The sequence below is a fragment of the Cryobacterium sp. TMT2-10 genome, assembly GCF_004403075.1.
GTDB lineage: Bacteria > Actinomycetota > Actinomycetes > Actinomycetales > Microbacteriaceae > Cryobacterium > Cryobacterium shii.
Genome location: NZ_SOGW01000065.1, coordinates 1 through 12,985 on the forward strand (window position 1 = coordinate 1; position 12,985 = coordinate 12,985).

Genomic DNA, 12,985 nt, shown 5'->3' on the forward strand with positions numbered 1-12,985 from the left:
CCCGTCGCATCCGTCGCCCCGGCCCGCGCCCGCCGCTGCGGCCGCCCGCCGCGCTCGACGGCGGGCCCGTACCCGACCAGGTTCGCTTGCCGCCCCTGCGCCTCGCCCTCCTCGCGCGAGGACGACGCGGAGCTGGCAGCCTCCGCGCCCGCCACCTCGAACGAGACGATCGGCTCCCCCACGTGCACGACCGTGCCGGGCTGCTGGTGCAGCTCGGACACCACGCCCGCGAACGGGGACGGGAGTTCGACGACGGCCTTCGCGGTCTCGACGTCGGCGATCAGCTGGTTGAGCTCGACCGTGTCGCCCGGCGCGATTCGCCAGGCCACGATCTCGGATTCGGTCAGGCCCTCGCCCAGGTCGGGCAGCCGGAACACCTTGATCATCGTCGTCTCCCCAGGGCACGGTCGACGCCGTCGAGCATGCGGTCGAGGTCGGGCAGGTGGTGGCTTTCCAGCTTCGCCGGCGGATAGGGGATGTCGAAGCCGGTCACCCGCACCGGGGCCGCCTCGAGGTACTCGAAGCAGCGCTCGGTGACGACGGCCACGATCTCGCCGCCCAGCCCTCCCGTGCGCGCCGCCTCGTGGGTGACGACGAGCCGGCCGGTCTTCCGCACGGAGGCCTCGACCGTGGCGTAGTCGACCGGCGACAGCGAGCGCAGGTCGATCACCTCGATCGACACGCCCTCGTCGGACGCGGCGATCGCGGCATCCGTCGCGGTGGCCACGAGCGCGCCGTAGGCGAGGAGCGTGACGTCGGTGCCGGGCGTCACGACCCGGGCGCTCTCCATCGGGGCGCCGAGCTCCGGCGACACCGCGCCGGGCACGTGGTAGCGGCGCTTGGGCTCGAAGTAGAGCACCGGGTCGTCGGAGGCGATCGCCTGGCGGATCAGGCTGTAGGCGTCCTGCGGGTTGGAGACGGCGACCACGCGCAGCCCCGAGGTATGGGTGAAGTACGCCTCCGGCGACTCGGAGTGGTGCTCGGCTGCGCCGATGCCGCCGCCGAACGGCACCCGGATGGTGATCGGCATCCGCACCGCGCCCTGGGTGCGGTAGTGGATGCGGGCGACCTGGCTGACGATCTGGTCGAAGCCGGGGAAGATGAAGCCGTCGAACTGGATCTCGCAGACCGGGCGGTAGCCGCGGTAGGCGAGCCCGACCGCGGTGCCGATGATCGCGGACTCCGCCAGCGGGGTGTCGACGACCCGGCGCTTGCCGAATTCGGCCAGCAGGTCGCTGGTCACCCGGAACACGCCGCCGAGCGTGCCGATGTCCTCGCCGAGCAGCACCACCTTGGGGTCGTCGAGCATCGCCTGGCGGAGGCCGGCGTTGATCGCCTTGGCCAGGGTCAGGGTGGTCGTGCCGGTCAGCGGCACCGGCGTGGCCAGGGGCACGGATGTCGGTGCCGGGCCGGCCACGGACGGGGAAGGTCTCACTATGGTCGTCATGGTCATCAGGCCTTCCCTCCGGTGGAGTCACTGCTGGTCTGCTCGAAGCCGGCCAGGTAGGCGGCGTAGTTCGCGCGCTGGCCGTCCAGGGCCGCGTGGGGGGTGGTGTAGACGTGGGCGAGCACGCTCAGCGGCTCCGGGTCGGGCATGTCGATGCAGCCGGCGCGGAGTACGGCGGCCGTGGCATCCGCCCGGGCCCTGGTCTGCTCCTCGACCTCCGGGGTGAGCAGGCCGAGCCCGTCGAGCAGCAACCGCAGGCGCAGGATCGGGTCCTTCGCCGCCCACTCCTCGAGTTGGCCGGCGGGGCGGTAGCGGGTGGGATCGTCGGCCGTCGTGTGCGGCCCCATCCGGTAGGTGACGGCCTCGATGAAGGTGGGGCCGCCGCCGGTGCGGGCGCGGTCCAGGGCGATCCGGGTGGCGGCCATCACGGCGAGGACGTCGTTGCCGTCGACCCGGAGGCTGGGAATGCCGAAACCGGGCGCCCGGTCGGCGATGCTGACCCGGGCCTGCACCCCGACCGGTTCGGAGATCGCCCACTGGTTGTTCTGGCAGAAGAACACCACCGGCGCCTGGAAGCTGGCCGCGAAGACGAGCGCCTCGTTGACATCCCCCTGGCTGGTCGCCCCGTCACCGAAGTAGGTCACCGCGACCGAGTCGACCCCGTCGGCCAGGGCGCCCATGGCCCAGCCCGTCGCGTGCAGGGTCTGGGCGCCGATGATGATGTTCGGCGTCGCCATCCCGAAGGCGTACGGGTCCCAGCCGGACTGCGCATTGCCCCGCCACACCCGCACGATGTCGGCCGGCGCCACGCCCCGGCAGTACGCCACCGCGTTCTCGCGGTAGCTTGGGAACACGAAGTCGTCGGGCCGGAGCGCGCGGGCCGAGCCGACCTGCGCGGCCTCCTGGCCCAGCAGCGGCGGCCACAGGCCGAGCTCGCCCTGGCGCTGCAGCGCGGTGGCCTCGGCGTCGATGCGGCGCACAACGACCATGTCCTGGTAGAGGGCGACCAGGTGCGCCCCGGTCACGTCCTCGACCCACGGATCCAGCCGGTCATCGGGCTGCCGAACGCCGTCCGGCGTCACGAGTTGCAGAAAAGTGGCGGGAATGTCTCCCGCGAGGATGTCGAGCATAATGGCCGCTCCCAGCGTCGTTGCCGAAGTTGTAGAGAGCGTACGGTCAGGCGACACAGGGCACAACCATGTCCAAAAATATTGAGCATTCTGCCCTATTCAGGGGGCCGCTCGCGTGCTACCGTCGAGCATTATGCACAGTCTGGACAAAGTCGACCTGCAGCTGCTCCGAGCCCTCTGCACGGACCCGCGCAGCACCTTCGTCGCGCTGGCCCAGCAGCTCCATCTCTCCCGCAACACGGTGCAGGCCCGGATGGCCCGGCTCGAGGAGTCCAACGCCTTCCTGTCCTTCGACCGCCGCGTCAACCCGGTCGCCCTGGGCTACCCGCTGACGGCTTTCATCGAGGTGCACGTGCAGCAGAAGCGGCTGACCCAGATCGTCGCCGAGCTCGCCCAGATCCCCGAGATCGTGCAGGCCTACGGAATGAGCGGCTCGACCGACCTGCTCGTGCGCGTGGTCTGCACGGATGCCGACGACCTGTTCCGCATCGACGGCACCATCCTGGCCTGCGAGGGCGTCGACCGCACCGAGACCTCCCTCGCGATGGGCGAGCTGATCCCCTACCGGGTCACCCCGCTGCTGGAGCGCACCGCCCGCCGGGTGGGCCCGAGCGGCAGCACCGGCGGCAGCCCGGACGAGGTCACGACCTGATGCGGCCCCCGCGAGTGTGACCGGCGCCCCGGTGACCATCCTGCCGATGTTCCCGCTGGGATCCGTCCTGTTCCCCTATATGCCGCTGCAGCTGCGGGTGTTCGAGGACCGGTACCTGGTGATGCTCAGCCGGATCCTTCACGAGGAGCCCGCCGAGTTCGGCGTCGTGCTGATCGAACGCGGCCAGGAGGTCGGCGGCGGCGAGCGCCGATTCGCGATCGGCACCGTCGCCCAGGTCACGGAGGTGGAGGCGGCCGAGGGCTTCGTGGCCGTCACCGCCCAGGGCGAGCGGCGCATCGAGGTGCTCGACTGGCTCGAGGAGGACCCGCACCCCCAGGCGGTCGCGCGTGAACTGGAACCCCTCGACTGGGACGACGAGCTGCTGCCGCTCCGCGAACAGGCCGAACAGGCCGTGCGCCGCGCACTGGCACTGGCGAGCGAATTCGCCGACCAGCTCTGGCCCTCGACCGTGGAGCTGTCCCACGACCCGGCGGCGGCCGCGTGGCAGCTCGCCGGCATCTCACCGCTCGGACCGCTCGACCAGATCGCGCTCCTGCGATCGACCACCATGGAGGGCCTCCTCACCTCGCTGCTCGAGTTCACCGCGGCGGCCGTGGACGCTCTCAGCGCCCCCTGGCCCGAAGACTGACCCCGAATCGTCCCTGCCGAATCTATTTGATAAATTCACCATATAGGTATATAAAGAAGTAATGATGTGTCGCCTGCCACGGAGCCTGAGTTGAGCGTCAAACGGCTGACCGATCTCATCCGGCAGAGCGGACGCATCGCCGAACCGGCCCCGCCCGCCCCCGCCTTCTTCCCCGGCGCCGAGGTCTTCGGCGGCAGCATCCAGGTGCGCTTCATCAACGCGGGCGGCTGCAACGACTGCGCCCAGGAGGTGTCGAGCGCGTTCGGCCCCGTCTACGACGTCGAGCGCTACGGCATCCGTCTGGTCGCGTCGCCCCGGCATGCCGACGTGATCCTGATCACCGGCGCCGTGACCCGCAACATGATCGAGCCCATCCGGCGCACGGTCGACGCCACGCCGACGCCCCGATTCGTGATCGCCGTCGGCGACTGCGCGCTCACCGGCGGCGTCTTCGCCGAGGGGTACGGGATCGCCGGCCCGGTGCCCGATTTCATCGACGTCGACCTGGCCGTGCCGGGCAACCCGCCCGAACCCGCCCTGATCGTCGAGGCGCTCCGACGGATGACCGGCCGATGACGGCCCTCGAAGCCGGGATGCTCGGCCAGGTGCTGCTCCTGGCCCTCGCCGTCACGGGCGCACTGCTCGTGGGCACCCGCTGGCGCTCCCGGGTGATCGGCACCCTCTGCGCCCTCCTCGCGGCCGCCGGAATCGTCACCGGCGCGATCGCCCTGTTCGGCGGCGAGGGGTCGCTCACGATTCCCACCGCCCTGCCGATGGACCCCCTCGTGCTCTCCCCCGACCGGCTCGGCGGCCTCGTGATGATGGTCGTGTCCGCCGTCGGCGTGCTCGCCTCCCTGTTCGGGATCGGCTCCGCCCGGGTCGCGTCGGCGTCCCGCACCTCATGGGTCTCGATGGCCGTGTTCCTGTTCGGGATGCAGCTCGTGCCCGCGGCGACCGACATCGTCTCGTTCCTGCTGTTCTGGGAGATCATGACCCTCGGGTCGACGGCGCTGCTGCTGGCCCACCACGCGACCCGCGGCACGGTGGCCTCCGCGATCGTCTGGTACTCGGCCATGTCTCAGCTGAGCTTCTTCTTCGTGCTGGCCGGCTTCGCCGTGCTGGCCGCGGCCACCGGCGGCACCGGCTTCTCCGGGCTGGCCACCGTCGACCCCGCCTCCTGGCAGGCGAGCCTCGCGTTCGTGCTGCTGCTCCTCGGCTTCGGCGGCAAGGCCGAGCTCGTGCCCCTGCACGTCTGGGTGCCCCGGGTTCTGCCCGAGGCACCCGGCCACGTCGCCGCCGCGATGAGCGGCGCGATGGTCAACATCGGCGTCTACGGCGCCCTCCTCGTCTGCGTGCGGCTGCTGCCGAACGGGCCGGCCTGGTGGGGCGTCCTGATCATGGCCCTCGGCGGGCTGTCCGCGCTCTACGGGATCCTGCAGGCCTCGGTGGCCAGCAACCTCAAGGTGCTGCTGGCCTACTCCACGACCGAGAACATGGGGCTGGTGTTCCTGGGGCTCGGCGCATCCGTGCTGCTGCGCGCGGACGACGCCACGGCCGCGGCCGACGCGGCCCTCGTCGCCGCCCTGCTGCTGATGGTCAGCCACGCCGCGTTCAAGGCCACCCTGTTCCTCGGCGCCGGCGCGATCGCCCGTTCGACCGGGGAAATGAACCTCGACCGGCTCGGCGGGCTCGGCAGCCGCATGCCGTGGACCGCCGCCACCTTCGGCGCCGCCGCGATGGGAGCCGCCGCCCTGCCCGTCACCAGCGGGTTCGTCGCCGAGTGGATGCTGCTGCAGGCCCTGATCCACGGCTCCCGGGTCGACGGAGAGGTCGTCTCCGTGACCGCCTCGGTGGCCATGCCGCTCGCCGTCGCCGTGATCGCCCTGACCGCGGGGCTGGCCCTGCTCACCTTCGTCAAGGCCTACGGGATCGCATTCCTCGCCCGCCCCCGCTCCCCGAAGGCGACACAGGCCCGAGAGGTTCCCGTGATCATGCGCGTCTCGCTCGTTCTCGGCGCGCTCGGCGTGATCGCGCTCGGCCTGGTCCCCGGGCCGCTGGCCGTGGCCATCGCCTCGGCCGTGGGCCCCGCCTTCGCGCCCGACGTGCGCACCGTCGGCCTGGCCGGCGTCGACGCCCGCGGCATCGACGCCGTGCTGGACCCGACGACCTTCGTGGTGCTGGCCGCGCTGCTGCTCGTCCCGGTGCTGATCGCCCTCTTCGCCTCCGCCCGGCGCCACCCCACCCGAACCTCGCCCCTGCCCTGGGCCGGCGGCGGGTCACGGCTGCGGCCGCGGATGCAGTACACCGCCACCTCCTACGCCGAGCCCCTGGTGCGCGTGTTCGACGACGTGCTCCGGCCCTCCCGCGACGTGGAGGTCACCCACGTCGGCGAATCCCGCTACCTGGTGGAACGCGTGCACGTGGAACAGAGCGTGTCCGACGTGATCGAGACCCGGTTCTACCGCCCGATGCTGAACGCCGCACAGCGGTTCGGCATTCTGGCCCGACGCGCCCAGAACGGCAGCATCCATCGTTACCTGTCCTATTCCTTCGTCGCCCTGCTGTCCGTGTTGATCGTGGTGTCCCTGTGACCGGCGCGGCGATCGCGATCGCCCTCGTCCAGCTGGTGCTCTTCGTCTTCCTCTCCCCGCTGCTGATCGGCGTGATCCGCCAGGTTCGGGCCCGGCTCGAGGGGCGCGCGGGCGCCGGCATCTGGCAGCCGTGGCGGGACGTGCGGAAACTCCTCACCAAGGACCCGGTGCGCGCCGCCGACAGCAGCTGGATGCTCGCGGCCGGTCCGGTCACCCTGCTCGTGTCGAGCCTGCTGCTGGTCGCGCTGCTGCCGCTGGTCGGCACGCTCCCCCTGCCGCTGATCCCCAGCGACCTGTTCGTGATCGTGTCGGTGATGCTGATCGGCGTGGTCGCGCTGGCCCTGGTCGGCCTCGACGCGGGTACCGCGTTCGGCGGCATGGGCTCCAGCCGGCACATGACCGTCGCCGCCCTCGTCGAGCCGACCCTGCTGCTCGCGGTGTACGCGCTGTCGATCCCGGCCGGCACGTCCACCCTGTCGCTGATCGTGGAGACCCGGCTGGCGAACCCGGCCGTGATCATCTCTCCGGTCAGCCTGCTGGCCATGGTCGCCCTGGCGATCGCCATCATGGCCGAGACCAGCCGCCTGCCCGTCGACAACCCGTCCACCCACCTGGAACTGACCATGCTGCACGAGGCCATGGTGCTGGAGGCCTCCGGGCGGGACCTGGCCTGGCTCGAGCTGGGCTCCTGGCTCAAACTGGCCGCGCTGCTCGGGCTGCTCAGTAACCTGATCGTCCCCTGGGGGGTGCTGACCGAGTTCTCCCCGCTCGGCCTGCTGGTCGGCGTGGTCACCGTCACGGTCAAGATCCTCGCGCTGGGCGTCGTGCTCAGCGTCGGCGAGGTGTTCCTGGCCAAGGCGCGCCTGTTCCGGGTGCCCGAGCTGCTGGCGGGATCGTTCGCCCTGGCCCTCCTGGCCGTCACCGCCTCCTACCTGGTCGCTTAGGAGATCCCGTGTTCGACACCATCTACCCCCAGCTGATCGGCCTCTGCACCGGCGCCCTGCTGCTGACCAGCGCCCTGATGGTCTGGCGGCACTCCCTGCTCGCCTCAATCCGCCTGCTCAGCGTGCAGGGCTTCGCGCTCGCCGCCCTCGTCGCCGTGATCGGCGTGGAGGAGGGCGAGACCGAGGTCATCATCGTCTCCGTGCTCGTGCTGCTGGTCAAGGGCATCGGCCTGCCGTGGGTGCTCGCCCACGAGACCCAGGCCACGACGCGCACGGATGAGGCGCCGCGCCTGAACCCGACGGCGGGTCTGTTGACCGTGGCGCTGCTGACCATCCTCAGCTACGTCGTCGCCAGCCGGCTCCTCGCCGGGGACAGCAGCGTGTCCGCCCACGCGGCCCCGATCGGGCTGGCCATGGTGCTGATCGGCTTCCTGCTCCTGGTCACCCGGCGGCAGGCCGGGTCGCAGCTGATCGGCTTCCTCGTGCTGGACAACGGCATCGCCACGGTCGCGTTCCTGACCAGTGGCGGGGTTCCCCTGTTCCTCGAGCTCGGCATCTCCCTCGACGTGCTCCTGGTCGTGGTCATCCTCTACGTCTTCGCCGGCCGGATGCGAAATAAGTTCGGCAACACGGACATCGACCAGCTCAGAAAGTTGCACGACTGATGTCATTCGCCCTCTGGACGCCCCTCGCCGTCCCGGTCATCCTGGCCCTGCTCAGCCTCGCGGTCCCCGTCCCCGCGCTCCGCCGGCTCGCCCCGGTTGCCTCCAGCGCGGCCGTGCTCGGGTCCGGACTCCTGCTCGTCAGCGCGGTGCTGGCCGACCAGGTGCCGACGCTCGGCGGCGGCCTGCTCCGCGCGGACGCGCTGTCCGCGTACATGCTCACCGTCGTCGGCGCGGTCGGCCTCGTCTCCACCTGGGGCGGGCTCGGCCACGCCACGGCCGCCCCCGCCCGGTTCGCCGGCAGCTACGACGCCCTGATCTCGGTGTTCCTGGCCGCGATGAGCCTCGCCGTGCTCGCCGACAACATCGGCCTGATGTGGGCCGCCGTCGAAGCCACCACCATCACCACCGCTTTCCTGGTCGGGCACCACCGCACCCGGTCGTCGCTGGAGGCCGCCTGGAAATACGTCATCCTCGGCTCCGTCGGCGTCGCCATCGCCCTGCTCGGCATCGTGCTGATCTACGCCGCCTCCCGCGGCACGGGCGAACCCACCCTCTCCTGGCTGGTGCTGAGCCAGGCCGGCCTCCCCCTCGACCCGGTGCTGATCCGGGCCGGCGGCGCACTCGCCGTGCTCGGCTTCGCCACCAAGGCCGGCCTCGCGCCGATGCACAGCTGGCTTCCCGACGCGCACAGCCAGGCACCCGCCCCGGTGTCCGGCCTGATGAGCGGCGTGCTGCTCGCGGTCGCCCTCTACGCCATCCTGCGCATCCAGACCATCACGAACGCCGTGATCGGGCCGGACTTCCTGCGCATCATGCTCAGCATCGCCGGGCTGCTCTCCCTTTTCGTGGCTGCGGCGCTGCTGATCCGGCAGCGCGACTTCAAACGGATGCTCGCCTACTCCAGCATCGAACATATGGGCATGATGGCCGTCGGCGCAGCCATCGGCGCGGCGGCGCTGCCGGCCGTGCTGCTCTACGTGCTCGGCCACGGCCTGACCAAGGCCACGCTGTTCGTCATCTCGGGCCGCATCCTCGAGGTCGAGGGCACCCCCCGGATCGACGGAGTGCGCGCCCTGCTCGTGCGGCGCCCCGGGCTGGCCGTTCCCTGGCTGATCGCGATGGCCGCCCTGATCGGTTTCCCCCCGTTCAGCATCTTCTTCTCCGAGGTCGGCATCATCATCGCCGGCTGGACGACCGGCATGGGCGCCGTCGTCGGCATCGCCCTCGTGCTGCTGCTGGTCATCTTCGCGAGCCTCACCCGGCTGACGGTGACCATGACGATCGGCGCGCCCGCGGCATCCGTCACGGCAGGTGCGGCCGTGGCAGCCGGTGCGGCCGTCGGGGCCGGTGCAGCCGGTGCGGCCGTCGGGGCCGGTGCAGCCGGTGCAGCCGGTGCGCCTGCCGAACTGGCGGGCCCGGACGCGCCGGCTGCGCCGCCGGCCGAACCGGACCGGTCGGCCCACGGGCCCCGGCTGCCGCTGATCCTGGCCCTCGGGACCACGGCCGTGGTGGCCTTCATCGCCGAGCCGGTCGGCACGCTGCTGGCCCGCGCGGCCGCCGTTCTGGGAGGAATCCAATGACGACAACGAACCCTTCCCTGAGCGACGGCCCGGAGGTGCACACGCTCTCCCGGGACGAGCTCCCGGCCGAAGCCGCCGACCTGCTGTCGACCGGCAACCGGCTCGCGATGGTCACCTGCCACGACGACGGCGACCGGTTGCGCGTGGCGTACTCCTTCGTGGCCGTCTACCCGCGGCGGCAGATCGACCTCGTCGTGCCGGTTCCCTACGACGACGCCTGGGTGCCGAGCCTGGCGAACGTGTCCTATCCCGCCGGCAACTTCGAGCGCGGCATGCGCGACCTGTTCGGGCTGCGGCCGGCCGACCACCCGCAGCCGTACCGGCTCGTGCGCCACGGTCACTGGCCCCGCGGCTGGTACCCCATGCTGCACGGGGCGCGGGTCACGCCGGAATTCGAACCCGACACCGAGTCGTTCCCGTTCGTCGAGGTGGAGGGCCCCGGGGTCTACGAGATCGCGGTCGGCCCCATCCACGCCGGCATCATCGACCCCGGCCACTTCCGCTTCTCGGTCGTGGGCGAGACCATCGTGCGGATGGAAGCCCGGCAGTGGTACATGCACCGCGGCGTCGAGCGGCTCTTCGAGGGTCGCCGCCCCGAGGATGGCATCGAACTGGCCGAACAGATCACCGGCGACACCGTCGTGGGCCACACCCTGGCCTACGTGATGGCCGTCGAGGCCGCCCGCGGCATCGACGTGTCGGAGCCGGACCGGATGCTGCGCGCCCTGCTGCTCGAACTCGAACGCATCTACAACCACGTCTCCGACCTCGGCTCGCTGGCCAACGACGTCGGTTTCGGCATCGTGCACTCGCACACCCAGCGACTGCGGGAGACCCTGCTGCGCATCAACAAGACCGTCACCGGACACCGGTTCCTGCGCGGCGGCCTGACGATCGGTGGAGCCTCGGTGCTGGCCCTGCCCGACCCGACCGACCTCGCACGGGTCGCCGTCGACGTGCAGGAGATCATCGCCATCACGCTCGGGCACGCGATCGTGCGGGACCGGTTCACCGGCACCGCCCCGCTGCCCGTCGGCCAGGCGCAGGCGATGGGCACCCTCGGCTACGTGGCCCGTGCCTCCGGCGTCGACACGGACGCCCGCCGGGACCACCCGTTCGTCGACCTCGGCGAGCACTTCCACGTGGTCACGGAGACCGGCGGCGACGTGCTCAGCCGCTACCGTGTGCGCGCGGGCGAATTCGAGGTGTCCATCAACGTGGCGATCGACCTGATCGGGCGGCTCGGCTCGCACCGGGGCGGCGGCGCGGCCCCGGCGCCGGCCCCGGCACCGCAGAAGGGCGGCAGCGCGGCGTCCGGGGCGTCTACGCCCGCGGCATCCGTTACTTCGACCCCCGTGGCCGCATCATCCGCGGCATCCGTGTCACCCGCGGCATCGGGCCTGTCCCTGGTCGAGGGCTGGCGCGGCACCATCTGCCACCGACTCGAGCTCGGGCCCGACGGCGTGATCACCCGGATCAAGGTCGTCGACCCGTCGTACTTCAACTGGCCGGCCCTGCCGGTGGCCCTGGCCGAGACGATCGTGCCGGACTTCCCCCTGGTCAACAAGAGCTTCAACCAGTCCTACGCGGGCAACGACCTGTAGCCGCGCTGAAGCGCCGCGTCACGGCATCCGTCGGTCACCTGTCGCGGCACCCGCCCAACGCATCGCGTCGCGGCGCAGGTTGGGGTCGCGGGCGCAGGATAGAACGTGCGCCGGCGGCCATAACCTGCGCCGCGAGCGGATGTCGGCGAACGGGCGACGACTACGACGACGGATGGGCGACGGATGCGCGACGCGGGAGCGTCTCGGCACCCGCGGGGCACCCGCTGGCGCCGAGCGTCGCGGCACCCGCTGGCGCCGAGCGTCGCGGCATCCGCTGGGCGCCGAGCGTCGTGGCGCAGGTTGTGGCCGCGGGCGCAGGCTGGAACATGCGCCTGCGACCATAACCTGCGCCACGAGTTGGCTTCGGGTGGCAACGTGGCGGGACGCGGCTCGGGCTCGGGCTGGGGCTCCGGGACTCGGGCTACCGGGATTCCTGCTCGATCGTGCGGAGCAGGGCGTGGGAGTCCTCGAGGGTGGACACCAGCATCCGTTTCGCCACGGCGAGGAGTTCGGCGACGTCGGGGTCGCGGAGCGCGTAGAAGATCGTGTTGCCGTCGCGTCGGGTGAGCACCACGCCGGCCCGGCGAAGCACCCCCAGCTGCTGGGAGAGGTTCGACAACTCCGCGCCGAGCGCCTCGGCCAGGCTGCCGACCGAGCGTTCGCCCTCGACCAGCTGTTCGAGTACCTGCACGCGCAGCGGATGCCCGAGGGCCTTGAACAGCTCGGACTTCAATTGGGCCATGGGCAGTCCGGTCGTCGACACAGTTTGATCATATCGCTAACTTGTAATACTTTCAAATAGCCGACCTCTGGTGACGTCGGTGCCGGTCTCCTGGATGGCGTCGGACGTCCGCAGACACGCAGGAAGCGCTCGCGGCCGCGCGGCCGCGAGCGCTTCCTGCGGCTCTCAACGGCGCAGCACGCCGTCGTTGGCCAGCGCCCGGTAGTAACCGAGGGTGTTGCCGAGCGCGTTCGGGTGGAAGTTGCTCGGTGCCATCACGTTCGACGGGTCGAAGGCGATGTAGGGCACACGAGACCCGATTCCATGGTCGGCGAACTCGTCAGTCACGTTGACGTAGCGAATCCGGTCGACTCCGGCCGGCTCGGGGGTGACCCCGACGGCCGTCTGGATCGCCAGGTTCAACGCTCCGGTTCCCTGGTTGACCAGGTCGCCCAGGGGGGAGGCCCCGGGCTTGAACAACAGCGGATAGCCCAGCACGGCGACGCGGGCATTCAGCAGGGTCGCCGCGAGCTGGCCATAGGTCCCGGCCAGGGCGGCCACGAAGGCCGGGTCGGACAGGGTGGCTTGGCTTGCCTGCACGGCCCCAACGCAGTCCGCACTCCCCGGGTCCGGGGCGCAGGCCCGAAGGATCTCGGTCGACCCGGCGTCGATGCCGCCGACCGTCAGGGTGACCAGCTTCGTTGAGGTGCCGACGCCAACCAGTTGGGCCGGGATGTCGGCCAGGCGCGCCCCGGAGCACGCCTTGTTCGCGATCAAGCGATACGGGCTGAGCAAGGAGGTGATGACCGGGTAGCTCTTGTACCGGCTGCGCAGGCAGTTCAGGTCGGAGTACGGTGGGGCGCCCTGTCCGGCGGTGAAGGAGTCGCCGAGGGCGACATACTCCAGCGGCGCGTAAGAGGTGGCCCGGGGAGCATTAAAGCTCGCGACCGCGCCGGCGGCGGCGGCCGGGGCGGCGGTCGGGGCGGCCGGGGCGGCGGTCGG

At 71.3% G+C, this 12,985-nt stretch carries 14 protein-coding genes; 8 read left to right on the forward strand and 6 right to left on the reverse strand.

The annotated features are described in order from the left end of the window. The 3 genes from E3T37_RS07475 to pdhA form a co-directional block, all read right to left on the reverse strand. Positions 1-386: biotin/lipoyl-containing protein (locus E3T37_RS07475; protein ID WP_304992513.1), on the reverse strand; the 386-nt coding region annotated here is incomplete at its 3' end. Continuing rightward, the gene (locus E3T37_RS07480) at positions 383-1,453 is read right to left on the reverse strand and encodes an alpha-ketoacid dehydrogenase subunit beta (RefSeq protein WP_255572772.1); all 1,071 of its coding nucleotides are present in this window, start codon (positions 1,451-1,453) and stop codon (positions 383-385) included. The genes E3T37_RS07475 and E3T37_RS07480, both read right to left, overlap by 4 nt. Next, positions 1,453-2,577, reverse strand: a complete 1,125-nt coding sequence (pdhA, locus tag E3T37_RS07485; protein ID WP_134366180.1) for a pyruvate dehydrogenase (acetyl-transferring) E1 component subunit alpha — start codon at positions 2,575-2,577, stop codon at positions 1,453-1,455. Before pdhA ends, E3T37_RS07480 begins: the two co-directional genes overlap by 1 nt. 133 nt (positions 2,578-2,710) lie before the next feature. On the opposite strand from pdhA, the gene E3T37_RS07490 reads away from it, so the two are divergent. From E3T37_RS07490 to E3T37_RS07525, 8 genes are all read left to right on the forward strand, one after another. Further along, the gene (locus E3T37_RS07490) at positions 2,711-3,229 is read left to right on the forward strand and encodes an Lrp/AsnC family transcriptional regulator (RefSeq protein WP_134366181.1); all 519 of its coding nucleotides are present in this window, start codon (positions 2,711-2,713) and stop codon (positions 3,227-3,229) included. A 31-nt stretch (positions 3,230-3,260) separates the two neighbouring features. Continuing rightward, on the forward strand, positions 3,261-3,878 hold the full coding sequence (locus E3T37_RS07495) for an LON peptidase substrate-binding domain-containing protein (RefSeq protein ID WP_134366182.1): 618 nt from the start codon (positions 3,261-3,263) through the stop codon (positions 3,876-3,878). A gap of 90 nt (positions 3,879-3,968) precedes the next feature. Next, positions 3,969-4,454, forward strand: a complete 486-nt coding sequence (locus E3T37_RS07500; RefSeq protein ID WP_134366183.1) for an NADH-quinone oxidoreductase subunit B family protein — start codon at positions 3,969-3,971, stop codon at positions 4,452-4,454. After that, positions 4,451-6,469, forward strand: a complete 2,019-nt coding sequence (locus tag E3T37_RS07505; protein ID WP_134366184.1) for a proton-conducting transporter membrane subunit — start codon at positions 4,451-4,453, stop codon at positions 6,467-6,469. The genes E3T37_RS07500 and E3T37_RS07505 overlap by 4 nt, the downstream gene beginning before the upstream one ends. Then, a complete protein-coding gene (locus E3T37_RS07510; RefSeq protein ID WP_134366185.1) occupies positions 6,466-7,413 on the forward strand; it encodes a respiratory chain complex I subunit 1 family protein in 948 nt (315 codons plus the stop codon). The genes E3T37_RS07505 and E3T37_RS07510 overlap by 4 nt, the downstream gene beginning before the upstream one ends. A gap of 8 nt (positions 7,414-7,421) precedes the next feature. After that, on the forward strand, positions 7,422-8,078 hold the full coding sequence (locus E3T37_RS07515) for a hypothetical protein (protein WP_134366186.1): 657 nt from the start codon (positions 7,422-7,424) through the stop codon (positions 8,076-8,078). Then, on the forward strand, positions 8,078-9,658 hold the full coding sequence (locus E3T37_RS07520; RefSeq protein WP_198415997.1) for a proton-conducting transporter membrane subunit: 1,581 nt from the start codon (positions 8,078-8,080) through the stop codon (positions 9,656-9,658). The genes E3T37_RS07515 and E3T37_RS07520 overlap by 1 nt, the downstream gene beginning before the upstream one ends. Then, positions 9,655-11,262, forward strand: a complete 1,608-nt coding sequence (locus E3T37_RS07525; RefSeq protein ID WP_198415999.1) for an NADH-quinone oxidoreductase subunit C — start codon at positions 9,655-9,657, stop codon at positions 11,260-11,262. Before E3T37_RS07520 ends, E3T37_RS07525 begins: the two co-directional genes overlap by 4 nt. 160 nt (positions 11,263-11,422) lie before the next feature. Here E3T37_RS07525 and E3T37_RS17185 read toward each other — a convergent pair whose 3' ends face one another. The 3 genes from E3T37_RS17185 to E3T37_RS07535 all read right to left on the reverse strand — a co-directional run. Next, positions 11,423-11,590 (reverse strand): hypothetical protein, encoded by a 168-nt coding sequence (locus tag E3T37_RS17185; protein WP_206750636.1) that lies wholly within the window; start codon positions 11,588-11,590, stop codon positions 11,423-11,425. Between the two features lie 93 nt (positions 11,591-11,683). Next, positions 11,684-12,025 carry a metalloregulator ArsR/SmtB family transcription factor gene (locus E3T37_RS07530; RefSeq protein WP_241976211.1) on the reverse strand — a complete coding sequence of 114 codons (342 nt, stop codon included), beginning with the start codon at positions 12,023-12,025 and terminating at the stop codon, positions 11,684-11,686. A gap of 144 nt (positions 12,026-12,169) precedes the next feature. Further along, positions 12,170-12,985: SGNH/GDSL hydrolase family protein (locus tag E3T37_RS07535; RefSeq protein WP_134366187.1), on the reverse strand; the 816-nt coding region annotated here is incomplete at its 5' end.

Bases quoted from the DNA above. Each gene is read 5' to 3' on its own strand.
- E3T37_RS07480 (WP_255572772.1), bottom strand. From the start codon at position 1,453: ATGACCATGACGACCATAGTGAGACCTTCCCCGTCCGTGGCCGGCCCG.
- pdhA (WP_134366180.1), bottom strand. From the start codon at position 2,577: ATGCTCGACATCCTCGCGGGAGACATTCCCGCCACTTTTCTGCAACTC.
- E3T37_RS07490 (WP_134366181.1), top strand. From the start codon at position 2,711: ATGCACAGTCTGGACAAAGTCGACCTGCAGCTGCTCCGAGCCCTCTGC.
- E3T37_RS07505 (WP_134366184.1), top strand. From the start codon at position 4,451: ATGACGGCCCTCGAAGCCGGGATGCTCGGCCAGGTGCTGCTCCTGGCC.
- E3T37_RS07520 (WP_198415997.1), top strand. From the start codon at position 8,078: ATGTCATTCGCCCTCTGGACGCCCCTCGCCGTCCCGGTCATCCTGGCC.
- E3T37_RS07525 (WP_198415999.1), top strand. From the start codon at position 9,655: ATGACGACAACGAACCCTTCCCTGAGCGACGGCCCGGAGGTGCACACG.
- E3T37_RS17185 (WP_206750636.1), bottom strand. From the start codon at position 11,590: ATGTTCCAGCCTGCGCCCGCGGCCACAACCTGCGCCACGACGCTCGGC.